Here is a 19,763-nt window from a genome sequence, read left to right on the forward strand (position 1 = left end):
GCGCATGATCGTCCGCCCCCTGGCGCATGACGAGGAGCCGCGCGTGCGCGCGCTCCTCGTCGAGGCAGCGCTTCCCGTCGAAGACCTCGATCAGTCGAACGTGCATTTCATGGTCGCCGTGGATGACGACGCGACCATCGGCGCGATCGGACTGGAAGTCTTCGGGCCCGTCGGCTTGTTGCGTTCGCTCGTCGTGCGCCCGGAGGCGCGAGGCGACGGCACCGGCGGCCGACTCGTGGATGCCCTGGAATCGTTTGCGCGCACGAACCGCGTGAGTCAGCTGGTGCTGCTGACGCAGACGGCCGCTGCGTTCTTCGCCCATCGCGGCTACGCCGTGATCGATCGCGCAGCCGCCCCCGCCGAGGTACAGCGCAGCGCCGAATTCCGCTCGCTGTGTCCTGCCTCCGCGACCTGCATGATCAAGGTTCTGGAACAGACCCCATGAACAAGCCCGCCTACAACGCGTTGTTCCTGTGCACCGGCAATTCCGCGCGCAGCCAGATGGCCGAAGCCCTGCTCAACATGATGAGCGACGGACGCTTCCGCGCCTACAGCGCGGGCAGCCATCCGTCCGGATTCGTGAAGCCGCACGCGCTGGAGTTGATCCAGAGCGTCGGGTATCCGACGGATTCTCTGCGCAGCAAGAGCTGGGATGAGTTCACAGGGCCCGACGCGCCGCGCATGGACCTGGTCATCACCGTGTGCGACAACGCGGCCGGCGAAACCTGCCCGATCTGGCCCGGACACCCGGCGGTGGCGCACTGGGGTGTGCCCGACCCGGTGGATGGCGACCCGCACTCCTTCAAGGCCGCCTGGTGGATCCTGCGTCGTCGTGTCGAACTTCTGCTCGCCTTGCCCATGGAGAAGCTGGATCGCCTCGCCCGAGAGCAGCGGCTGAACCAGATTGCCGAAACCACCCAACCCACCGAGACGTCCCAAGCATGAAGCGCGTCCTGTTCGTCTGTGTCGAAAATGCCAACCGCAGTCAGATGGCGGAAGCCTTCGCGCGCATCCACGGTGGCAGCACCGTCGAAGCGCTCAGCGCGGGATCGCGCCCGTCCGGCGTGATCAATCCCAAGGCCATCCGTTTCATGTCCGAGCTCGGTTACGACCTGAGCAAGCACGATTCCAAATCACTCGATCGCATCGAAGGCGAGTTCGACGCCGTCATCACCATGGGCTGCGGCGACAACTGCCCCTGGGTTCCCGCCGTTCGCCGCGAGGATTGGGCCCTGCCCGACCCCAAGCACATGGACGACGACGCCTACCGTGCCGTGCGCGACGAGATCTCCGCGCGCGTGAAAGCCTTGCTGGCGCAGCTTTGATGCCCATCGCCCGCAGACTTCTGGCGGAATTCCTCGGCACCTCGTTGCTGCTCGTGGCAGTCGTCGGCTCGGGCATCATGGCCGCGTCGCTTTCGCGCGGAAACGACGGCGTCGCCCTGCTCGCCAACGCCGCGGCCACCGCCGGCGCGCTCTATGTGCTGATCACGCTGCTCGGCCCCATCTCCGGCGCGCACTTCAATCCGATGGTCACGCTGACCATGCGCCTTCGTGGCGAGTTGTCCACGCGCGATGCAGTCGCCTACATCGCGGTGCAGTTTCCGGCCGCCGTGGCGGGCGTGCTCATGGCGCACGCGATGTTCGGCCTCGAACTGCTCCAACCCGGCACGCACGCGCGCACCGGCCTTCCGCAATGGACCAGCGAAGTCGTGGCGACATTCGGATTGCTGATCACCGTGCTGCTCGGCGCGCGGCAACGTCCTGCATCGATGCCCGCGCTCGTGGCCAGCTACATCTTCGCGGCGTACTGGTTCACGGCCAGCACCTCGTTCGCCAACCCGGCCGTCACCGTCGCGCGCGCCTTCACGCAGACGTTCGCCGGGATACGGCCGGAGGACGTCGCCGGCTTCATCCTCGCGCAGGGCATCGGCACACTGCTTGCGCTGCCGGTCGCCAGGCTGCTTGTGCCCAGAGAAGGACTCGCGACGCAGGCGTGAAGCAACGCGTTGCGTTCCGATCCGCAGAGCGGTGGCGCTGCGCGAGCGCCATCATGGCTCATCGAGAGGCGGCCGCGTATCACCGTGGCCGTACACCCAACGATCGAAGAACGCCGACAGATCCTTGTCGCTGACGCGCTGCATCGCCTGCTGGAAGTCCGCGGTGTTCACCGATCGGCCGTAGTACGCGCGCGTGTACTCGCCGATGCCGCGCCAGAACACGTCCTCGCCCAGTTCTTCGCGTAGCAGGTGGATCACGTAGGCGCCCTTCTGGTACACCACCGCGCGATCGTCCGCCGTGGGCTTGTCCCAGTTGTCGAACACCAGCGCACGATCAGTGCCCGCCGCACGCAACCGTTCCAGGCGCTGCATCCAGCCCTCGACCTGCTTGCGGTACTCCTCGTCGCCAAATCGATGCTGCAGATACGCCGCTGCCATGAAACTGGCGAAGCCCTCGTTGAGCCAGAAGTGCGTCCAGTCTTCGCAAGTGACCATGTTGCCCCACCACTGGTGCGCGGCTTCGTGGGCGATCAACCCCTGCGCGGTGGGCCGTTCCAGCACCTGCAGACCGTAGGACTCGGACATCAGGGAGAAGCCCGCCAGTTCCTGACCGACCGTCCTTGCAACCAGCGCCTGGGTATAGTCGCCACGATACGGACGCCCTGCGCGCTCACCGAAGAAGCGCAGCATGTCGCCCGTGTCGGCGAACACCTGTCGCAACTGCTGCGCGTCCAGGTCCACGGACAGGTAGCGCAGTCGCGCGGGGCCGGCGCGCTCATGCACCTGCGTGTAACGGCCGGCAGCGAAACCGTACACATAGCTGGGCACCGGCACGCTCTGGCGCCAGCGATGCAGGCTCCGCCCATCGGCCAGGCGGCGCACCGGAAGCGCGCGGCCGTTGCCGACGGCCGTCACGTCGGCCGGCAACACCACCGACAGATCCAGCGTCGCCCGCTCACGCGGCGCGTTGATGCACACCAGCCACTGGTCGGTCGAGAAGATCGTGTACAGCTCACCACGCTGCGGCTGGAACTGAAGTCCGAAGCGCGGCGTACCGTGGTAGCCGATGTCCAGTGCATGCCGCTCACCGGGACGCGCGGCACGCGGCAGAGTGATGCGCAACCGGCCGCCTTCCATTGCGAAGGGCAATGCCACGCCGTCCTCGCGCACTGCATCGATCACCAGCTCACCGGCGTCGAATTCCAGCTCCGGCGCCGCGGTCAGCACGCGCAGGTCAATGCGTACTTGGCCATGCAGACTGCCGCGGGCGAGGTCCGGCTCAATTCGCGCCGAATAGCTCCGAACGTCAATCGCTGCGACCTCAGCCGATGGAAGCTGTGAGCCGGCATACGCGGGCAGGACGACGAGCAGCCACGTTGCAAGCAACAGCGACGTGGCACGCGCGATGACGCCGACTTGCAACCCGGGAAGGGTGAAGCGCGCCACCAGCCCAAGCGCTGTCGCACCCAGCGTCAGCGCGATACCGAAGTCCATGAAGCCCCTGCACAGAAGATCGGCCTGCAGCTTACACAGGGCGGCATCACGCTTGGATGGCAGGCGATGCTTACGCATGCAGTCAAAGTCGCAGCTCGCACCCGGATGGTCGTCAACGGGCATCGAAGATGCCGCTGCGCCCTTGTCCCGTCCAACAACCGCGACTCGCATGCGATCCTGCACGCCACCGCAAACGAGCCTGCACGGATGACGCCACGCCTTCGCCCCGTATTCGCGACCTTCGCCGCACTCGTGCTCTGCGCGACAGGGACGCCCGGCGTCGCCGCGCCGCGCGTCGCATACGCTGCACCCACCGGCACCTGCGACGGGTATCCCCGGCTCGACATCGGCATGGCGAAGGGCTTCTGCGCCGGCCTCGTCATCGGCCCCACCGCCGCCGACCGCACGCGGCCGATGCGCCTGCCGCGTTCCCTGCTGCAACTGGACGACGGCTCGTGGCTCGTCACCGACCTGGGAAGCTGGGACGGTGCGAACGGCGCGATCTTCAGGCTCCGCACCGCACCCGGCGGCGTGCCGGCGCTTACGCGTGTGCTCGATGGCCTGCACATGCCGCACGCGATCGCGAGGGGGCCGGACGGCAAGGTCTACGTCGGCGAGATGAGCCGCATCTTCCGCTTCGATCCCGACGCCGTCGACGCCCGCGCAAGCATCGAGCCCGTCGTGACCGGCCTGCCCGACAACCGCCTGCACGACAACCGCCATCCGCTGTCGAAATTCGTCTTCGCACCCGATGGCGCGCTGCTGGTGAACGTCGGCGCACCGTCCGACCAGTGCCTGCGCGCCGACGGCACACCGCCCGGCCGCACCTGCCCGGAAACCGATGGCGACGAACACGCCGCGTCGATCCGCCGCTACGCATTGCAGTCGCCCGGACAATGGAGCCGCGACTACACCGTGCACGCGCGCGGCCTGCGCAACTCGGTCGCGCTGGCGGTGCATGCTTCCGGCACGGTGCTGCAGGGCGAGAACAGCTACGACTTCACCACGCGCTGGTTCCCCTTCGACGAGATCAACGTCATCACCGGCGGACGCCACTACGGCTGGCCCTACTGCGCCGATGTCGCCGCGCCCACGCCGGGCTGGAAAGCCGCCCGCGCGATGGATTGCACGTCGAACGCGCACACGCCGCCCGCACTGCTGTTGCCGCCGCACAGCGCGCCGCTGGACATGCTCTGGTACGACGGCGCCATGTTCCCCGCGCTGCGTGGCCGCCTGCTGATGACCTGGCATGGTTACCGCAGTGTCGGCGGCCGCATCGTCTCCTACGCCACCGATGCCCGCGGCGTTCCCGTTCCAGACCGCAACGCCCGCTATCCCCTGTATGGCGCCAGCTCCCGCGCCTACGGCGCCGCGCCCGCCGCGAACGCCGTGGTCATGACACCGGGCTGGAATCTCGCCGCCGGACGTCGACCGCAGGGATCACCGGTCGGACTGGCCGTGGCGAAGGACGGCGCGATCTGGACCGCGGACGATCGCGCCGGGCTGGTGATCCGGATCGCCGTTGATCGGCCCTGAGTCGCGACGCCGAAGCTCGGCATCGAACGACCTACCCGCGACGCGCCGCCTCGATCTTCGCGATGTCGATCTTGCCCATCTCCATCATCGCCTCGAACGCGCGCTTGGCGGCAGCCGGGTCCGGATCGGTGATTGCGTCGGTCAGGGCGCGCGGCGTGATCTGCCACGACAGGCCCCACTTGTCGCGGCACCAGCCGCAGGCGCTTTCCTCACCGCCGTTGCCGACGATGGCGTTCCACAGGCGATCGGTTTCGGCCTGGTCCTCGGTCGCCACCTGGAACGAGAACGCCTCGGAGTGTTTGAACGTGGGTCCACCGTTCAAGCCCAGGCATGGAATGCCCATCACCGTGAACTCCACGGTGAGCACATCGCCCTGCTTGCCCGAGGGATAGTCGCCCGGTGCGTGGTGGACCGCGTTCACCGCACTGTCGGGGAACGTCTTCGCGTAGAACGTCGCCGCATCCAGCGCGGTGCCGTCGTACCACAGGCAGATCGTGTTCTTGGCGACCATTGCGTTCTCCATTGCTCCAGGGCGGGCATCGGGGCGCTACTGTGCCACCTCGCGCACGCCAACGACGATGCACGATCTTCACAACGCCAAAGCCCCTCTCCGCTTGCACTAGCCCCTCTCGCGCTTGCGGGAAAGGGGTTGAGGTGAGGGGAACAACGATCCCGCTGCCTCCGCGCCCTACTCTTCGCCCGCTGCCGGCGCCTGACGCCGGGGCCGCTGCGCGAGCCAGCGATCGAGCTGATTGGCGAACGCCTGCCGGTCGCGTGCATGGAACGCCGCCGGCCCGCCGGTCTGCACGCCGGCGCCGCGCAGCTCTTCCATGAAGTTGCGCATCGACAACCGCTCGGCCATGTTCTCCGGGCTGTAGCGCTCGCCGCGCGGATTCACTGCCATGCCGCCCTTCTCGATCACGCGCGCCGCCAACGGAATGTCCTGCGTGACCACCAGGTCGCCACGCTGCATGCGTTCCACGATCTCGCTGTCGGCCACGTCGTAACCGCCCTGCACCTGCACCGAGCGGATGTAGCGCGAGGCAGGCACGCGGATCCATTGATTCGCCACCAGCGTGACCTGCACCTGCGCGCGCTCGGCCGCGCGGAACAGGATGTCCTTGATCACGCCGGGGCAGGCGTCGGCGTCTACCCAGATTTGCGGCGGCGGGGTGTCGGCGGTGGTCATGGGCGCGTCGTGGTTGCGTTGCGCGGATTTTCGCTCATTCCACGGCGCCGCGTGCACATCGCTCACACCCCGTGCGCAGGCTGCGTCCTAGAGGAAGTTGTCCTTCACCGGCGGGCTGGCAATGAGCTGCCTGAGCTTGTCCGGGTCGTTCGTGTACTGGATGGTGGCCTGCGTCGGCAGATAGGTCATGCGCATGCTCTCGGCCGACGCCACGAAGACGAAGAAGTTCTGCGCGTTCACCCGGACTCCTATCTTCCCGTAGAAGAACGGTAGGTCCGACAGCTGGCGGAAGCTGATGTCGGGATGCACCAGCGCAACGAGATTGCGCGCGCACTGCCTGCGGATGACATCCAGTGCGCTTCCTTCCGGCACCGCCGCACCATTGACCGCGAGCGCGTAGCCATCGCCCCGTTTGGCGGGCGTCATCTCCACGACCAGAATGTCGCGACTCTCACAGCCGGCGGACCACGCGGGGCCCGCCACGACGACGGCCAGCCAGGACAGTGCGATCACGGTGCGCTTCATGGTCTTCCGCTCCCTTACGAAGGTCCAGTTCAGGGCCGCAAGGCGGTGATCGCTCATGCCCGCTGGCCGTCCACTTCCATCAACCGGCGCAGCATCGATTCTACGACACGCCTTCGAGGTACGTGCCGTCCTCAAGCGCAGCCGGAGCCGGGCAAGTTGCTTCTCATCGGGTTCGACGATGTCGGGCTCGTACACCTCGCCACGCAGCGTGAGGTCCATCACCTCGCGCGTCGGCAGGCGCCTGACCACGTCGAAGTCGGTGGTGGGGAAGAACACGGCGATGTAGACAAACGAACGACGCGAACGCGATGGCGCCGCCGAACATGTACACGAGGGCGGCGCTCAGGCGCAGCAGGGAGTCAAGGCCCGGTGAGAGTGTCATGTCGCTTCCTGCGCAGTGTTGTCGTGGTGTTCGTCGGTGATGCCGTGGACCGGCGATCTTCAGACGTATCCGCCGTCGGCTTCGCGCCCCATTTCGTAGCCTTCCAGTTCATCGAGACAGTGGCACCCGGCTTTGGTGTGGAAGGGCTACGCGATGGGCTGCCCGCAGGCGCCCCGGGTGCGCTTCGCTTACCCGGGCTACGCGCTGGTCGGACGCGGCCTGCTTTGGTGTGGAAGGGCTGTGCGATCGACTGTCCCGCTAAGGACCCGGATCGTAACCATGATCGGCCTGGATCCACTCGCGCGCCTTCTCGTCGGGGTCCAGGCGCCACGCGATGTCCGACTCCGTGACCAGGCAGCCATCGCCCGCCGGTGTCGCGACCACTTTCAAGCCGTTGTCCGGCGAGGTCGACGTCAGCAGCGTGGCCTCTCCCATCGGCTGCCCCTGCACGCCACGGTCGCGCACGTAGCGCTCCACTACGTCCTTGCAAGGCTGCTTCCAATGCCGCGCTTCCGTCCAGGACAGTGCGCACAAGCCGCTGGCGTCAGGCCCGGCCACCCATTGCAGGTGGGCCTGGTCGCCGTTGGGGTAGGTGGTCACGTACAGCCCCATGTAGGGCCTGCGCTTCTCGTCGCCCACCGGATAGAACGCGACGCCCTGCCCTTCGCGATCGCCGAGCGCGTGGATCAGCATGTCTTCCAGGTTGTAGCGGCAGGACGTGGCGCCACGGGCCACCGCTTCCTCGATGATGGCCGGATTCGGGCGATCGTCCGGATAGGTCTTGAGTTCGCTTTCGGCGAAGCCGACGAGCCACGGGAGCGTGGCAAGCAGAGCGATCGTTGCGGGATTGAGCTTCATGCGTTCCCCGGGGCATCCGTCAGAAGGCCAAACGCCCCCTCCCTCGTCCGCGGCCTTGGCGCAGGCCGGCAGGGTCGCAAGCGGCATGCGGCGATGGTACTTCGTGTTGAAGCCGCCCGGGGCGTCCGCGCGGGCGCAGCGCGTAATCGCGCTACGCCGAGAATCGACGAGGGGCGCTCAAGGCGCCCCTTATTCTTTCGTTCGCACTACGGCCTTGCGTGATCGAGCGCTGCGGGCCTTTCGGCTACTCCGGTTCCTGCCAGTTGGTTTCGGCCAGGACGTCGCTCACGTCGTTGGCCAGGCGCTGGAAGCAGGTGACCATGGCGTTGGCGGAAAGCTCCAGTTCGCGTGCGTCGTATTGCACGCGCGCGGCGCACACGCTGGACAGCAGCAGCAGGTGTTCTCGCGCGCGGTACAACGTGTCGCGCGAGGCTTCGCTGATCTTGAACCGCGGGGTATTGAAGGTCGGCGGACGGTGGGACCCGGTACGACGGGGTTTGCTCATGAGTCGCTCCATTGACTGCGGTTGCCCCTGCGGCGAAATGCCGAAGGGGTGTCGGGAGGCTAAGAACCGCACGAAGTCGGTGGGCAGTTTTCCCCTTGCGGGTGTTGTATGACTGCCGCCCTCCCGACGCAGAACGACTGCATCGGATCTTGCGCCCAAAAATGTACAGGCACAAAAAACCCACCGGTTTGTCGGAGGTGGGTGCCGCTTCGTGTGGAGTTCTTAGTCTCCGGCGGCGAGTCTCCTTTCGCCGTGCGCACAAGATCAACACGAAGAAGTCGCGAACGTTCTTCGTAGCCCGGGTAAGCGAAGCGCACCCGGGGAAGCCTTCCCGCATCCACGAAGCGCAACGCTCGGCACGCCGGGCTCCGAGCTCGGACGACGGAGCTATTTGCTCGGCACGCCGGGCTCTGAGCTCGGATGACGGAGCTATTTGCTCGGTGCGCCGAGCTCCGAGCTCGGATGACGGAGCTATTTGCTCGGCACGCCGAGCTCCGAGCTCGGATCACGGAGCTATTTGCTCGGCGCGCCGAGTTCCGAGCTCGGACGACGGAGCTATTTGCCCGGCACGCCGAGCTCCGAGCTCGGATGACGGAGCTATTTGCTCGGCACGCCGAGCTCCGAGCTCGGATCACGGAGCTATTTGCCCGGCACGCCGAGCTCGGAAGCTCGGAACACCTCCCGGTCGCGTCCCACGTCGCCGTCCGGGTAAGGCCAAGACCGCCCCCGGGGAAAGCCGAATTGTCATGTCAGGGAAAGCCCCGGGTCGCTGTCGGCGTTACGGTCGCAGGGGCCCGGTGGCCGGGTTGGCCGGTGCCGTTGCGTTGGGCTGTATACGAGTGCCGGCCGACGCGCCGCCCCCCTTTGTCCGCCGCGCACGCCGGGTCGGCGCGACCACCCCACGCTTTCGGAGAGACACGATGACCAAGTGGACGGCACTGGGAGCCACCGCAGTCCTGGCCTGCGCCTGCGCGGCCGCGGCCCATGCGCAGACCGGGGCGGCCGCCGCGCCGGCGGCCGGAACCGCCACCGCCGACAACCGCATGGTGCTGGCGGACAACGAGTCGTTCCTGATGCCGCTGGACGACATGAAGAACGCCCGGCCGAGCTACCCGGAGACGCTGCTCGCCTCCAACCTGCCGCCGCGCACGGTCTGCCTGATGGTGGGCATCAACGAGAAGGGCGCCGTGACCGTGGTGGCCAAGGCGCAGCCCTCGCCGTACTGCGCCACGGACGCGGAGCGCGAGTTCGTGGCCGCCTCCGAAACGGCGGCCCGGACGTGGAAGTTCGACCCCGCGCTGCGCTGCGTCTTCCGCAACGCGAAGGACAAGGAGCGCGCCCACGCCAGTTGCGACGGCGGCAAAGGCGTTCCGCAGGCGGTCACGCTGACCTACCGGATCCGGTTCGAACAGGTGGACGGGAAGCCGCAGGTGCATGTGGTGGGCGGGTAGCGCGACGCGTGGCGACTGCGCGGCTTCGGCAGCGAGCCTGTTGGTGAGGACCCATGGCGGAGCTGATCAAAACGTGGGCGCCGGTACTGGTTCCATTGCTCGGGCTCATCGCCGGAACTGGATGGCTCCAGTACTTCCTCGCGCGAAGGCGTGAAAAGCGGGCGGAGGAGCTCAAACGCATCGAGGGCTTTCTACGCCCGTTTCAGGCCACGCTCAAAAGCACCGCGAAGCTCGCGGGCCAACTGCGCGAGAACGGCGAGCTTTCCGCGCTTGAGTACAACCCGGCGCACCTGAAGAAGCACTTCGCCAATCTCCCCGCCGGCGATGTGCGCAGGACCGCGTGGAAGGCCTACATCTCGCTCCTGCACGACGAGAACCGTCACGGCATTGCGCTTGTCGAAGCGAACATAGGCACGGCGTCTCCCGAGTTCCGCACTGCACTTGAGGATTACCTCCTGCACGTCAAGAAGTGGAGATACGTGTGGGATGCCCTCGACGCGGACGCAGGGGCAGAAGAACCCCCGGACGAAGCGGGCATGCTGATTGCCGATCCATTTCCAAAGGACGTTGAGCGTCTGTTGGAGACGGAGCTTGAGGCGGCCTTGCGCAAGGTCGGGCGTCGCGGATCGACATAGGCGACGAAAGCTCCGGCGCGCCTTCAGCACACGCGGCGGCGCGCGAACGCCACTACGCGTCCGATCACCGTTCGATGGTGAACGTCCACCCGCCGTCCTCGAAGAGGCAGTGGCCCGTGATCTTGTTGATCGCTTCGTTCGCCCGTGCGGTGCACGAGCCGGTTTCGCCGGACAGCATCTCGAATGTATGCGTGAGGTCGCGCCCGGAAATCGTGCCCTTGCCGGCCGAGATCAACGTGCCGCTGATGGCGGTGTGGCTGTATTCATACGCGTTGCCAGCCTGCGTGAAGTGGATGCGGGAGCCGTCGTCGTCGCGCCATTCACCTGCGATGTCGATGGGCCCGGCGGGCGCCGCCGACACTGGAGCGGACGGCGCATCGGCGCCTTCGCCTGGCACCGATACGGAGGTCGGCGCCTGCGCGGCCGCTGGCCGTGCGGCCGTGGCGCCGGTCGCGGGCGCGGCGCCCTGCGAAGCCACGTCCGTCGCGGGCGCCGCCGAAGATGGCGCGACATGGGGCGGACTTGCCGCCGCGGGCGTGGCGGTTGCCGCGGCGGCGGGCTTCTCGTCGCGGGGGGCCCACTTGTCCACGTTGACGATGAGGGCGGTCAGCAACCCACCCAGCACCGTAATCAACGTCACCCAGATCTGCGTCCTGTTGATCCTGGAGTCTTCGGCCATGTGACGCTCCTTGATGATGCTGCGCGGCGGTCGTGCCGAACCGACGCTGCCTAGGAGGTTCTACGTTTTCGGCGGCCCATCGCGGTCGCCCGGCGCGGCGGTCCGTGTTCACGGTGCGCCCGGCTGCCGTGGGCAGGTCGGAATCTACCCGATTACGGCGCGCAGGGGCGGCGGACACGTCGTATCGCCGCAGGCGGCACCGCGACTTCGACGAAGGCTCATGCGCCTGGCGTATCCAGACTTCGCCGATTACTCGGCCGGCTTCGCCTTCAGAAAGAGCGCATTGAATGCGGGCACGCCCACCGAGGTGACCAGCGTCAGGAGCATGCCGCCATTGAAGATGCCGTGGCTGGCGTAGCGCATCAGACGGAACAGCACGAAGGCCGCCAGCGCCGCATTCGTCCACCGCACGACGGTGGTGAAGATGGGATTGGAAATCCACAGGCTGGCCGCCACGGCCAGCGCGAGCGGTCCGCAGCCGAACAGGAACGCCCCGAAGCGCATGCCGCCCTTGAACCCCACGAACAGCAGGATCACGAACAACACGACCATGTTCACCACGGGCAACAGCGTGGCGCGCTGCGATGACGCGTTCGACCTGGCGGCTTGTCTCGGCACTCGCACCGCAGGGCGGCTGACGGGCGGAACATCAGCCGGCGCTTCGGGCCGGGGCGCGTGCGCGCTTGCGGTGTTGTAGGGGTCGGTCATTTCAGGTCCTTCTGAGGTGGGCGCGCGGGTGGCGTCCGGCATCCTACTTCGTCACGGCGACCCCGGGTGCGCTTCGCTTACCCGGGCTACGTTGCTGCGTCGTCGCGTCAGGGGGCGCCACGCTGGCGCCATCAATCGCACCACTGCTGTTCGCATGGCACGCCGTCGCCGTTACCGTCCATGGCGGTGTGGGGGCAATGTTGAAGGAAGTACTTCGCCTCTGCGCAGGAGTTCATCTGCGAGCACATGGTGCGGCCGTCGCAAGTGAACGCCGGAGACGCGGCGGGTTGTGCCGCTGCCGCGGCGGGTTGTACCGCGACCGTGGCGGGCGCAACGGCCTGTGGTTGTGCGGCGCCATCCAGCTGCGTGTACGCATAGGCGCCAATGGCCGCGATGGCGAGCACCGAGAGGATCGCGGACACAAACCGCGCGGGACGCGCCGGGCGTTCGGAATGTCTGCGAGGACGCGTCGTTGATTGCGCACCCGGCCGCATGACGCTCGTCGCGCGCGGTTTGCCATTGGCATCGCGTTCGATCTCGAACGAAATCAGTTCGCCCAGACGCGGCCGCTGGCCGTCGCGCGGGAATGCGGAAACATGGACGAACACCTTCTCGCCCCCTTGCGCCGCGGCAATGAAGCCGAAGCCACGGTCGTCATTCCATTCCGCCAGGGTGCCGTGTGCGCGCATCGGGAGGTCCCAGAATCCGTAGCCAGGAAGGCTAAAGACTGCACGCGGGAGCGGCGTGTTGTCACGTCGGGGAAACCCCGGGTGCGCTTCGCTTACACGGGCTAGGGTGGCTGCGGGACCTCGCCGAAATGGGCGGTCGACGCCGCGACGGTTCCGCCCCAATCCGCCTCCAACTCACCATTGCGCACGTAACGATGGAAGGAGGAATGCGGCCAATCGATCACGCGCCTGACCAACCCGTGCTTCACCGGATTGAAATGCACGTAGTCCACATGCGCGCGAAGGTCGTCATGGTCCCGAATCGTGTGCTCCCAGAATCGCGGCTGCCACAGCGATGGTCCCGCGACGGGCAATCGCCGGCTGAAGCCCTTCTTGATCTCCTGCCAGAGCCGCGAGTAGTCCGCGTCGGCGTCGGCCATCCGGATGACGGCATGAAGGTGATCCGGGAGTACGACAGCGGCCACGACTTCATGCGGAATGCGCGGCCGCGCGCGTAGCCAGGAGACGCGCAGCAGATCGACATGCCGCACCAGCGCGTCGTCGCGTCGATCGCGAAGTGTCACGGTGAAGAAGTAGGTTCCGCCCGCAACGCGGTTTCGCCGATACCGCACCATCCAGGAGTTACCCACGTCGAAAGAGTGGGATAACCGTAGCCCGGGTAAGGCCAAAGGCCGCACCCGGGGAAGCCGCGTCATGACGTCAGGGAAAGCCCCGGGTGCGCTTCGCTTACCTGGCCTGTGGCATCGCGTTACTGGGCTCGGAAAGAAGGGACATCATTAGCCGCCGACGCCTGATCTCGCATCAACCGTAGCCCGGGTAAGGCCGAAGGCCGCACCCGGGGATGCCGGGCCATCGCGTCATGGAAAGCCCCGGGTGCGCTTCGCTTACCCGGGCTACGCTGGCTACGGTGTCTGCGTTCGGCGACGGAATGAACCACGTCGTGACGCGAATCACTAACCCGGAAGCGGACCTTGCGAGTTGCACGACCTGCGAAGCAGAGCCTGGCGACGAACGGCCGAAAATGCGGCGCAGATGCTGTCCGCCGCGCTCAACCCTTGACGTGCCTTTCCAGTGGGCGACTGTTCGCCCGCAAACAAGGACGACACATGTACCACCAGGTCAGCAGATTCAAGCTATGTCTCAAATGGCTCAAGGGCATGTGTGTGCGGTGGATTTGGATTCCACTCTATGCGGAGATCTGGATCCCTCCGATCCCTCACAATGACCCGCCGCCGGGCCCGCCGCCGTGGTTGGAAGGCGAAGGCATTCCGCGGGAGCTTGCCCGTGATCTCCAGGTTCTCGCGACGATTGATGCATTAGCCGGTGTGCTTTCAGAACGACACCGGGACAGTGTGCGGAAGTTGATCGAAGAACAGTTGAGGACTCTCGAACTCCCCGACGACATGCGTGTCTTCGCTGAACCGATGCCGGGCCGTTCGAGCGCATGAATCTAGGGCGCCACCTGCGCACTTAAGAGCATCAGAAACGTAGCCCGGAAGGCCGAAGGCCGCACCGGGGGAAGCCGTGTTGTCTCGTCAAGGAAAGCCCCGCGTGCGCTTCGGTTACCCGGGCTACGTTGGCTGCCCAGCCGCGTCATGACGTCAAAAACGTAGCCCGGGTAAGGCCAAAGGCCGCACCCGGGGAAGCCGTGCCGTCGCGTCATGGAAAGCCCCGGGTGCGCTTCGCTTACCCGGGCTACGCTGGCTACGCTGGCTGATCTCGCATCAACCGTAGCCCGGGTAAGGCCGAAGGCCGCACCCGGGGATGCCGGGCCATCGCGTCATGGAAAGCCCCGGGTGCGCTTCGCTTACCCGGGCTACGCTGGCTCGGGAAGCGCGACGACGGCCACGACTTCGTCGTGGGAGGCGCGACAGCGCGTGTCGCCAGGATGCGCGCAGTAGATCGACATGCCGCACCAGCGCGTCGTCGCGGCGGTCGCGAAGCGTCACGATGAAGAAGTAGGTTCCGCCGGCAATGCGGTTTCGCCGATATCGCACCATCCTGCAGTCACTCCCATGTCGCAGAGATGACCGTAGCCCGGGTAAGGCCAAAGGCCGCACCCGGGAATGCCGTGTCGTCACGTCAGGGAAAGCCCCGGGTGCGCTTCGCTTACCCGGGCTACGCTGGCTGGAGCGTTTTCTCACACAGCCGACGGTGACCTGAACCCCTTCGCTGCGTATTTGTTCTGGACGTACTCAAAAAATCCCTCAACCGGACTCGTCTGGCAAATCTCAGCGAGCTGCATGCCTGCATTCGTTAGGAGACAGTGTCCCAATGGCAGGAAGTCTTCGGTCGCTGGCTGTACTTCCATAGCCAGCGGACGCCCGCGGTAGTGAATTGCGAACTTCGCGGGAATCTCGTTGCGCTGATATCCACCCAAGTTATCAAGGTGAACTAGGCCAAGGCTTTCAAGATGCGCGAGCCCGGCGAAGTGAATGCCGTTCTGGGAATAAATGCTGTCTTTGAGATCAAAGATCAGCACGGTTGGCCCAGCAATCATCCAACAAAATCTGACTAGGTTCGCGAATAGCTCGGCGTCGCTTTTGTCCAGATCGGAAAGAAGATTGATGGTCCTCTTTGAGAACTTTCCAGGCGAGTTCGATTCGCCTGCGAGAATGCGGGACCAGAGGCCCTGCATTTCATTGTCAGAAACTATTCGTGACTTATCAAAGAAGTTTGCAACCCAGTCATCATCCATTCTCTCGGGCTCCGACTTGTCCTCGAGGAGGGGAATCGCTTGCCTGGTAATCTCTTCGATGTTTGACTGTCGCTTCGACTCTTCGGCCACGAAGCGCTGCATCGCGCGTGCTTGCAGCTCGTTAATCTCGACCTGCGATTGCGCTGCAATCAGGTCAGCTTTGGCTTGAGCGCGCGCCACCCTGACCAGCTGCGTCGGTCGGAATACGCCTCCAATGCCGTCAGCGACCTTCTCAACAAGCGCAGCCCCAACCTTAGAAAGCCCTTTTGCATCAATGTTAACTATTGAGTTGCTGTCGCCCATCCCTGCCGTCCCGCAATTCTGCCCTGTGAGATGTCACGGCATATGCAGTCGCCTTTAGCCGCACTTGCTGTAACCACAATTCAAGCAAGTAGCACACCCATCCATAATCACCACCGCCTTCGTGCTGCACTTGTGGCACATCGTCGCGCTCGGCGGGAAGGCGGCGCCTTCGCCGGTGACTTCGACGTCTTCGCTGCGCGGGGTGTCGGTGACGCGCGGGTCGGGGAACAGGTCGCCGTGGTCGCTTACTTCACTGTTTTTTTTTGAGAGCTGCGCGTAGGCCGCGCGCTTCTCGGCGATCAGCGCGCGCTGCGCGTCGCTCAGTTCCGGGTCGATGATCAGGCCGATGGACTTCAGGTGGTCTTCGACGATCGCGCCCAGCTCGGCCACCAGCGAGGGCATGTAGACGCCGCCCGGCTTCCAGTAGCCGCCGCGCGGGTCGAACACGGCCTTCATTTCGTCGACCAGGAAGGTGACGTCGCCGCCCTTGCGGAACACGGCCGACATGATGCGGGTGAGCGCGACGATCCACTGGAAGTGGTCCATGTTCTTCGAGTTGATGAAGATCTCGAAGGGACGGCGCAGTTCGTGTTCGGTACCGGCGTTGAGCACGATGTCGTTGATGGTGACGTACAGCGCGTGCTCGAACAGCGGCGACTTGATCTTGTAGGTGGAGCCGATGAGGATCTCCGGGCGCTCGATGCGCTCGTGCATCTGGATCACGTCGGCCGTGGGCAGGGCGTCCACGCTGGATGCGACGGGCGCGCTCTTGGCGGCAGCAGCCGAAGCCTTGTCTTCCGGGGTGACGACGCTGTAGCCCTTGATTTTCTTGTCGATCTTGACGGCCATGTGACCCGCTCCTGGTGCGGTAGTGCTGATCTAGTTATGTGTTTAATGCGGTGGCCGCGCCGCGAGGGCGCGGCCACCAATCGGGGCTTGCTGTTACCTGGCAGCTTTCTTCGCAACCTTCTTGGCGGGTCGCTTGGCTGCCTTCTTCGCGACGGCCTTGCGGGCCGGCGCCTTCTTCGCCGTCGTAGCGGCGGATTTCTTCACGGCCTTGCGCACGGCCGCCTTGCGGGTGGCGGTGCGCTTGGTCGCGGTCTTCTTCGCTGCGGCCTTCTTCGTGGCCTTCTTGGCGGCGGCTTTCTTCACGGCCTTGCGCGCGGTGGTCGTCTTCTTGGCAACCTTGCGCTTGGCGGCGGCGACGTCGCGCTTGACCGTGCCCTTGGCCTTGGCGACGGCGGTCTTGCCCGCCTTGCGTGCGGCCTTGACCTTCTTGGCCGCCTTCTTCTTGGCGGCCGTGGCTTCGCGGCGAATGTTCGCCACTTCCTTCTTCGCGTCCGCCGAGGCCTTGGCGAGCTTCTTCTTCGCATTGCCGACGGCCTTCTTCGCCGCCTTCTTGGCGGTGTCGGCCTTCTTGCGCGCGGTCTTCACCGCATCGTCGGCGCGCGCCATGACGGCGCTGCTGAAGCTGGTCACGGTTTCCTTCACGTTCTCGGCGGCCTGCGTCAGGGTCGCCGTGACTCCGTTGCCATTGCTCATGTTTGCCCTCCTGACGGGCGTCTCATTCGTTTGGCGGTTCGGTAATCGGGGTCGAACAAAGCAAAAGCACGTGTTGCGAAGTCGATGCTATACCCGCGGCGGGCCTGAACATGAACGCGGAAGCGGCCCACGGCGTTGAAGCCGGTACTTCTGCGTGGAGGCGGTGGGCCGCCTCCTGCCTTTTCGGTAAAGCTTCCAAAGTCGCTGGAGAGTGCCGCCATTCGGCGGCCCAACTGCCCCCGCTTTCGCGGGAATGACGAGCGAGTTTAGAACTTGCCGTAATAGCCTTCCTTCAGTGCATCGAACAGGTTGGCGGCGGTGTGCATTTCACCGTCGTATTCGATCTGTTCGTTGCCCTTCACTTCCAGCACGCTGCCGTCTTCCAGTTCGAAGCGGTAGGTGGTGTTCTCCAGGTCCGCTTCCTTCACCAGCACGCCCTGGAAGGCGGCGGGATTGAAGCGGAACGTGGTGCAGCCCTTCAGGCCCTGCTGGTGCGCGTAGCGGTAGATGTCCTTGAACTGCTCGTACGGGTAATCCGTGGGCACGTTCGCGGTCTTGGAGATGGAGCTGTCCACCCACTTCTGCGCGGCGGCCTGCACGTCGACGTGTTCCTTCGGCGTGATGTCGTCGGCGGCGATGAAGTAGTCGGGCAGCTGCGCGCCGGCGTCTTCGGCGAAGGGCATGGCCTTGGCGTTGATGAGCTCGCGGTAGGCCAGCAGCTCGAAGCTGTAGACGTCGACCTTTTCCTTGGACTTCTTGCCTTCGCGGATCACGTTGCGGCTGTAGTGGTGCGCGAACGAGGGCTCGATGCCGTTGGAGGCATTGTTGGCCAGCGACAGCGAGATCGTGCCGGTCGGCGCGATGGAGCTGTGGTGGGTGAAGCGCGCGCCGGTCTCGGCGAGCTCGTCCACCAGCTCGGGCGCGACTTCGGCGATGCGCTGCATGTAGCGGCTGTACTTGGCGTGCAGGACGCGGCCCGGGATCTCCTGGCCGATCTTCCAGCCATCCTTCTTCATTTCAGGACGCTTGCGCAGCATCTCGGCGGTGACTTCGAAGCGCTCTTCCATGATCGGCGCGGCGCCCTTTTCCTTCGCCAGCGCCAGGCCCATTTCCCAGCCGGCCACGGCCATTTCCTGTGCGATGCGCTCGGTGAACTCGCACGATTCCTTGCTGCCGTACTTCATGCGCAGCATGGTCACCGTGGAGCCCAGGCCGAGGAAGCCCATGCCGTGGCGGCGCTTGCGCATGATCTCCTCGCGCTGCTGCGGAAGCGGCAGGCCGTTCACTTCGACGACGTTGTCGAGCATGCGGGTGAACACGCGCACGACTTCCTTGTACTCCTCCCAGTCGAAGGAGGCCTTGTCGGTGAAGGCGTCGCGCACGAACTTGGTCAGGTTGACCGAGCCCAGCAGGCACGCGCCGTACGCCGGCAGCGGCTGCTCGCCGCACGGATTGGTGGCGCGGATGTTCTCGCACCACCAGTTGTTGTTCATCTCGTTGACGCGGTCGATGAGGATGAAGCCCGGCTCGGCGTAGTCGTACGTCGAGACCATGATCATGTCCCACAGATGACGGGCACGGATGTGGCCGTAGATCTTGCAGGCCACCAGGCCGTCGTCGCGCACGATGTAGTTGCGGTGCGTGGGCCACTCGCGCCACACGACCTGCGTGGCGTCTTCGATGTCGAGGTCGCCGCGCTCCTTGATGTTCACCGGGAAGACCAGCGGCCAGTCGGCGTCGGTTTCGACCGCCTGCATGAAGCCGTCGGTGATCAGCAGCGACAGGTTGAACTGGCGCAGGCGGCCGTCTTCGCGCTTGGCGCGGATGAAGTCCTTCACATCGGGATGCGCGACGTCGAACGTGCCCATCTGCGCGCCGCGACGGCCACCGGCCGAGGACACGGTGAAGCACATCTTGTCGTAGATATCCATGAAGGACATCGGCCCGGAGGTGTACGCGCCGGCGCCGGCGACGAACGCGCCGCGCGGGCGCAGCGTGGAGAACTCGTAGCCGATGCCGCAACCGGCCTTCAGCGTGAGGCCGGCTTCGTGGACCTTCTCCAGGATGCCGTCCATCGAGTCTTCGATGGTGCCCGAGACGGTGCAGTTGATGGTCGAGGTGGCGGGCTTGTGCTCCAGCGCGCCGGCGTTGGACGTGATGCGGCCGGCGGGAATGGCCCCGCGGCGCAGCGCCCAGACGAAACGCTCGTTCCAGTACTGCTGCTTTTCGGCGGTGGGCTCGGCCTCGGCCAGGGCCTTGGCGACGCGCTGGTAGGTGGCGTCGATGTCCGCGTCCACCGCCTGGCCGGTCTTGGTCTTCAGCCGGTACTTCTTGTCCCAGATGTCCTGGGAGGCGGGCTGCATGGGGACGTCCCTGTTGGGATCGGCCCGATCCGCCGCGGCTGTCTTGACCGCCTCGAGGCGCACTGTGCTCATGCCTGTCCTGTCTCCTTGCTGTGGCGTCGCCGTATCGGTCCGGCACGCCGGTGGATTCTTATGTTGGGTACTGCACCGTCGTGGCCACGTGCCTGGAGGCCGCCGACGGCTATGCCCGCAACCGCGTTTTCAGCG

At 65.7% G+C, this 19,763-nt stretch carries 22 protein-coding genes; 8 read left to right on the forward strand and 14 right to left on the reverse strand.

Annotated elements, in window-relative coordinates:
• Positions 1 to 4 precede the first annotated feature (4 nt).
• The 4 genes from arsN2 to JI752_RS06990 are packed head-to-tail and all read left to right on the forward strand — an operon-like array spanning position 5 to position 1,999.
• Entirely contained in the window at positions 5 to 445 is a 441-nt protein-coding gene (arsN2, locus tag JI752_RS06975) for an arsenic resistance N-acetyltransferase ArsN2 (RefSeq protein ID WP_216961159.1), read from the forward strand.
• Positions 442 to 945, forward strand: a complete 504-nt coding sequence (locus JI752_RS06980; protein ID WP_216961162.1) for an arsenate reductase ArsC — start codon at positions 442 to 444, stop codon at positions 943 to 945. The genes arsN2 and JI752_RS06980 overlap by 4 nt, the downstream gene beginning before the upstream one ends.
• The gene (locus JI752_RS06985) at positions 942 to 1,325 is read left to right on the forward strand and encodes an arsenate reductase ArsC (RefSeq protein WP_216961165.1); all 384 of its coding nucleotides are present in this window, start codon (positions 942 to 944) and stop codon (positions 1,323 to 1,325) included. The genes JI752_RS06980 and JI752_RS06985 overlap by 4 nt, the downstream gene beginning before the upstream one ends.
• Positions 1,325 to 1,999: an MIP/aquaporin family protein gene (locus JI752_RS06990; RefSeq protein WP_216961167.1), complete on the forward strand. Its 675-nt coding sequence runs from the start codon at positions 1,325 to 1,327 to the stop codon at positions 1,997 to 1,999. The genes JI752_RS06985 and JI752_RS06990 overlap by 1 nt, the downstream gene beginning before the upstream one ends.
• Before the next feature lie 51 nt (positions 2,000 to 2,050).
• On the opposite strand, the gene JI752_RS06995 is transcribed toward JI752_RS06990, so the two are convergent.
• Positions 2,051 to 3,571 carry a M1 family metallopeptidase gene (locus tag JI752_RS06995; protein WP_254200215.1) on the reverse strand — a complete coding sequence of 507 codons (1,521 nt, stop codon included), beginning with the start codon at positions 3,569 to 3,571 and terminating at the stop codon, positions 2,051 to 2,053.
• Positions 3,572 to 3,700: 129 nt separating this feature from the next.
• Here JI752_RS06995 and JI752_RS07000 point away from each other — a divergent pair, with 129 nt between their 5' ends.
• The gene (locus JI752_RS07000) at positions 3,701 to 5,029 is read left to right on the forward strand and encodes a PQQ-dependent sugar dehydrogenase (RefSeq protein ID WP_216961170.1); all 1,329 of its coding nucleotides are present in this window, start codon (positions 3,701 to 3,703) and stop codon (positions 5,027 to 5,029) included.
• A 31-nt stretch (positions 5,030 to 5,060) separates the two neighbouring features.
• Here JI752_RS07000 and JI752_RS07005 read toward each other — a convergent pair whose 3' ends face one another.
• The 5 genes from JI752_RS07005 to JI752_RS07025 all read right to left on the reverse strand — a co-directional run bounded on the left by JI752_RS07005 (position 5,061) and on the right by JI752_RS07025 (position 8,488).
• Entirely contained in the window at positions 5,061 to 5,540 is a 480-nt protein-coding gene (locus JI752_RS07005) for a VOC family protein (RefSeq protein ID WP_216961172.1), read from the reverse strand.
• A gap of 177 nt (positions 5,541 to 5,717) precedes the next feature.
• A complete protein-coding gene (locus JI752_RS07010; RefSeq protein ID WP_216961175.1) occupies positions 5,718 to 6,218 on the reverse strand; it encodes a YaiI/YqxD family protein in 501 nt (166 codons plus the stop codon).
• An 87-nt stretch (positions 6,219 to 6,305) separates the two neighbouring features.
• Positions 6,306 to 7,019, reverse strand: coding sequence for a hypothetical protein (locus JI752_RS07015; protein ID WP_216961177.1), 714 nt, complete (start codon positions 7,017 to 7,019; stop codon positions 6,306 to 6,308).
• A gap of 364 nt (positions 7,020 to 7,383) precedes the next feature.
• The gene (locus JI752_RS07020; RefSeq protein WP_216961179.1) at positions 7,384 to 7,983 is read right to left on the reverse strand and encodes a hypothetical protein; all 600 of its coding nucleotides are present in this window, start codon (positions 7,981 to 7,983) and stop codon (positions 7,384 to 7,386) included.
• Positions 7,984 to 8,227: 244 nt separating this feature from the next.
• Complete coding sequence (locus JI752_RS07025) at positions 8,228 to 8,488, reverse strand: hypothetical protein (RefSeq protein WP_216961181.1); 261 nt, start codon at positions 8,486 to 8,488, stop codon at positions 8,228 to 8,230.
• Between the two features lie 920 nt (positions 8,489 to 9,408).
• Between JI752_RS07025 and JI752_RS07030 the strand changes: the two genes are divergently transcribed.
• Together JI752_RS07030 and JI752_RS07035 are read left to right on the forward strand one after the other, a co-directional pair.
• On the forward strand, positions 9,409 to 9,939 hold the full coding sequence (locus JI752_RS07030; RefSeq protein WP_216961183.1) for a hypothetical protein: 531 nt from the start codon (positions 9,409 to 9,411) through the stop codon (positions 9,937 to 9,939).
• 53 nt (positions 9,940 to 9,992) lie between these two features.
• Positions 9,993 to 10,574: a hypothetical protein gene (locus JI752_RS07035; protein WP_216961186.1), complete on the forward strand. Its 582-nt coding sequence runs from the start codon at positions 9,993 to 9,995 to the stop codon at positions 10,572 to 10,574.
• Positions 10,575 to 10,638: 64 nt separating this feature from the next.
• Here JI752_RS07035 and JI752_RS07040 read toward each other — a convergent pair whose 3' ends face one another.
• The 4 genes from JI752_RS07040 to JI752_RS07055 form a co-directional block, all read right to left on the reverse strand.
• Positions 10,639 to 11,253 (reverse strand): hypothetical protein, encoded by a 615-nt coding sequence (locus JI752_RS07040; RefSeq protein ID WP_216961189.1) that lies wholly within the window; start codon positions 11,251 to 11,253, stop codon positions 10,639 to 10,641.
• 249 nt (positions 11,254 to 11,502) lie between these two features.
• Positions 11,503 to 12,003, reverse strand: coding sequence for a hypothetical protein (locus tag JI752_RS07045; RefSeq protein WP_216961192.1), 501 nt, complete (start codon positions 12,001 to 12,003; stop codon positions 11,503 to 11,505).
• An 89-nt stretch (positions 12,004 to 12,092) separates the two neighbouring features.
• Positions 12,093 to 12,650 (reverse strand): cold shock domain-containing protein, encoded by a 558-nt coding sequence (locus tag JI752_RS07050; RefSeq protein ID WP_216961194.1) that lies wholly within the window; start codon positions 12,648 to 12,650, stop codon positions 12,093 to 12,095.
• A 101-nt stretch (positions 12,651 to 12,751) separates the two neighbouring features.
• A complete protein-coding gene (locus JI752_RS07055; protein WP_216961197.1) occupies positions 12,752 to 13,264 on the reverse strand; it encodes a transposase in 513 nt (170 codons plus the stop codon).
• A 492-nt stretch (positions 13,265 to 13,756) separates the two neighbouring features.
• Between JI752_RS07055 and JI752_RS07060 the strand changes: the two genes are divergently transcribed.
• Positions 13,757 to 14,098: a hypothetical protein gene (locus tag JI752_RS07060; RefSeq protein WP_216961199.1), complete on the forward strand. Its 342-nt coding sequence runs from the start codon at positions 13,757 to 13,759 to the stop codon at positions 14,096 to 14,098.
• A gap of 692 nt (positions 14,099 to 14,790) precedes the next feature.
• On the opposite strand, the gene JI752_RS07065 is transcribed toward JI752_RS07060, so the two are convergent.
• The 4 genes from JI752_RS07065 to JI752_RS07080 all read right to left on the reverse strand — a co-directional run bounded on the left by JI752_RS07065 (position 14,791) and on the right by JI752_RS07080 (position 19,628).
• Complete coding sequence (locus tag JI752_RS07065) at positions 14,791 to 15,651, reverse strand: DUF2806 domain-containing protein (protein WP_216961202.1); 861 nt, start codon at positions 15,649 to 15,651, stop codon at positions 14,791 to 14,793.
• A 54-nt stretch (positions 15,652 to 15,705) separates the two neighbouring features.
• A complete protein-coding gene (locus JI752_RS07070; RefSeq protein WP_216961204.1) occupies positions 15,706 to 16,500 on the reverse strand; it encodes an NrdJb in 795 nt (264 codons plus the stop codon).
• 93 nt (positions 16,501 to 16,593) lie between these two features.
• Positions 16,594 to 17,193, reverse strand: coding sequence for a hypothetical protein (locus tag JI752_RS07075; protein ID WP_216961207.1), 600 nt, complete (start codon positions 17,191 to 17,193; stop codon positions 16,594 to 16,596).
• 266 nt (positions 17,194 to 17,459) lie between these two features.
• Positions 17,460 to 19,628, reverse strand: a complete 2,169-nt coding sequence (locus JI752_RS07080; RefSeq protein WP_216961210.1) for an adenosylcobalamin-dependent ribonucleoside-diphosphate reductase — start codon at positions 19,626 to 19,628, stop codon at positions 17,460 to 17,462.
• Between the last annotated feature and the right edge of the window lie 135 nt (positions 19,629 to 19,763).

Origin of the sequence: Lysobacter sp. MMG2, from assembly GCF_016735495.2 — a bacterium.
Taxonomy (GTDB): Bacteria; Pseudomonadota; Gammaproteobacteria; order Xanthomonadales; family Xanthomonadaceae; genus Lysobacter_J.

Excerpts from the sequence above, each read along its gene's own strand:
- arsN2 (WP_216961159.1), top strand. The coding sequence starts at position 5 with ATGATCGTCCGCCCCCTGGCGCATGACGAGGAGCCGCGCGTGCGCGCG.
- JI752_RS06980 (WP_216961162.1), top strand. The coding sequence starts at position 442 with ATGAACAAGCCCGCCTACAACGCGTTGTTCCTGTGCACCGGCAATTCC.
- JI752_RS06985 (WP_216961165.1), top strand. The coding sequence starts at position 942 with ATGAAGCGCGTCCTGTTCGTCTGTGTCGAAAATGCCAACCGCAGTCAG.
- JI752_RS06990 (WP_216961167.1), top strand. The coding sequence starts at position 1,325 with ATGCCCATCGCCCGCAGACTTCTGGCGGAATTCCTCGGCACCTCGTTG.
- JI752_RS06995 (WP_254200215.1), bottom strand. The coding sequence starts at position 3,571 with ATGCGTAAGCATCGCCTGCCATCCAAGCGTGATGCCGCCCTGTGTAAG.
- JI752_RS07000 (WP_216961170.1), top strand. The coding sequence starts at position 3,701 with ATGACGCCACGCCTTCGCCCCGTATTCGCGACCTTCGCCGCACTCGTG.
- JI752_RS07005 (WP_216961172.1), bottom strand. The coding sequence starts at position 5,540 with ATGGTCGCCAAGAACACGATCTGCCTGTGGTACGACGGCACCGCGCTG.
- JI752_RS07010 (WP_216961175.1), bottom strand. The coding sequence starts at position 6,218 with ATGACCACCGCCGACACCCCGCCGCCGCAAATCTGGGTAGACGCCGAC.
- JI752_RS07020 (WP_216961179.1), bottom strand. The coding sequence starts at position 7,983 with ATGAAGCTCAATCCCGCAACGATCGCTCTGCTTGCCACGCTCCCGTGG.
- JI752_RS07025 (WP_216961181.1), bottom strand. The coding sequence starts at position 8,488 with ATGAGCAAACCCCGTCGTACCGGGTCCCACCGTCCGCCGACCTTCAAT.
- JI752_RS07030 (WP_216961183.1), top strand. The coding sequence starts at position 9,409 with ATGACCAAGTGGACGGCACTGGGAGCCACCGCAGTCCTGGCCTGCGCC.
- JI752_RS07035 (WP_216961186.1), top strand. The coding sequence starts at position 9,993 with ATGGCGGAGCTGATCAAAACGTGGGCGCCGGTACTGGTTCCATTGCTC.
- JI752_RS07040 (WP_216961189.1), bottom strand. The coding sequence starts at position 11,253 with ATGGCCGAAGACTCCAGGATCAACAGGACGCAGATCTGGGTGACGTTG.
- JI752_RS07045 (WP_216961192.1), bottom strand. The coding sequence starts at position 12,003 with ATGCCGGACGCCACCCGCGCGCCCACCTCAGAAGGACCTGAAATGACC.
- JI752_RS07050 (WP_216961194.1), bottom strand. The coding sequence starts at position 12,650 with ATGCGCGCACACGGCACCCTGGCGGAATGGAATGACGACCGTGGCTTC.
- JI752_RS07055 (WP_216961197.1), bottom strand. The coding sequence starts at position 13,264 with ATGGTGCGGTATCGGCGAAACCGCGTTGCGGGCGGAACCTACTTCTTC.
- JI752_RS07060 (WP_216961199.1), top strand. The coding sequence starts at position 13,757 with ATGTACCACCAGGTCAGCAGATTCAAGCTATGTCTCAAATGGCTCAAG.
- JI752_RS07065 (WP_216961202.1), bottom strand. The coding sequence starts at position 15,651 with ATGGGCGACAGCAACTCAATAGTTAACATTGATGCAAAAGGGCTTTCT.
- JI752_RS07070 (WP_216961204.1), bottom strand. The coding sequence starts at position 16,500 with ATGGCCGTCAAGATCGACAAGAAAATCAAGGGCTACAGCGTCGTCACC.
- JI752_RS07075 (WP_216961207.1), bottom strand. The coding sequence starts at position 17,193 with ATGAGCAATGGCAACGGAGTCACGGCGACCCTGACGCAGGCCGCCGAG.
- JI752_RS07080 (WP_216961210.1), bottom strand. The coding sequence starts at position 19,628 with ATGAGCACAGTGCGCCTCGAGGCGGTCAAGACAGCCGCGGCGGATCGG.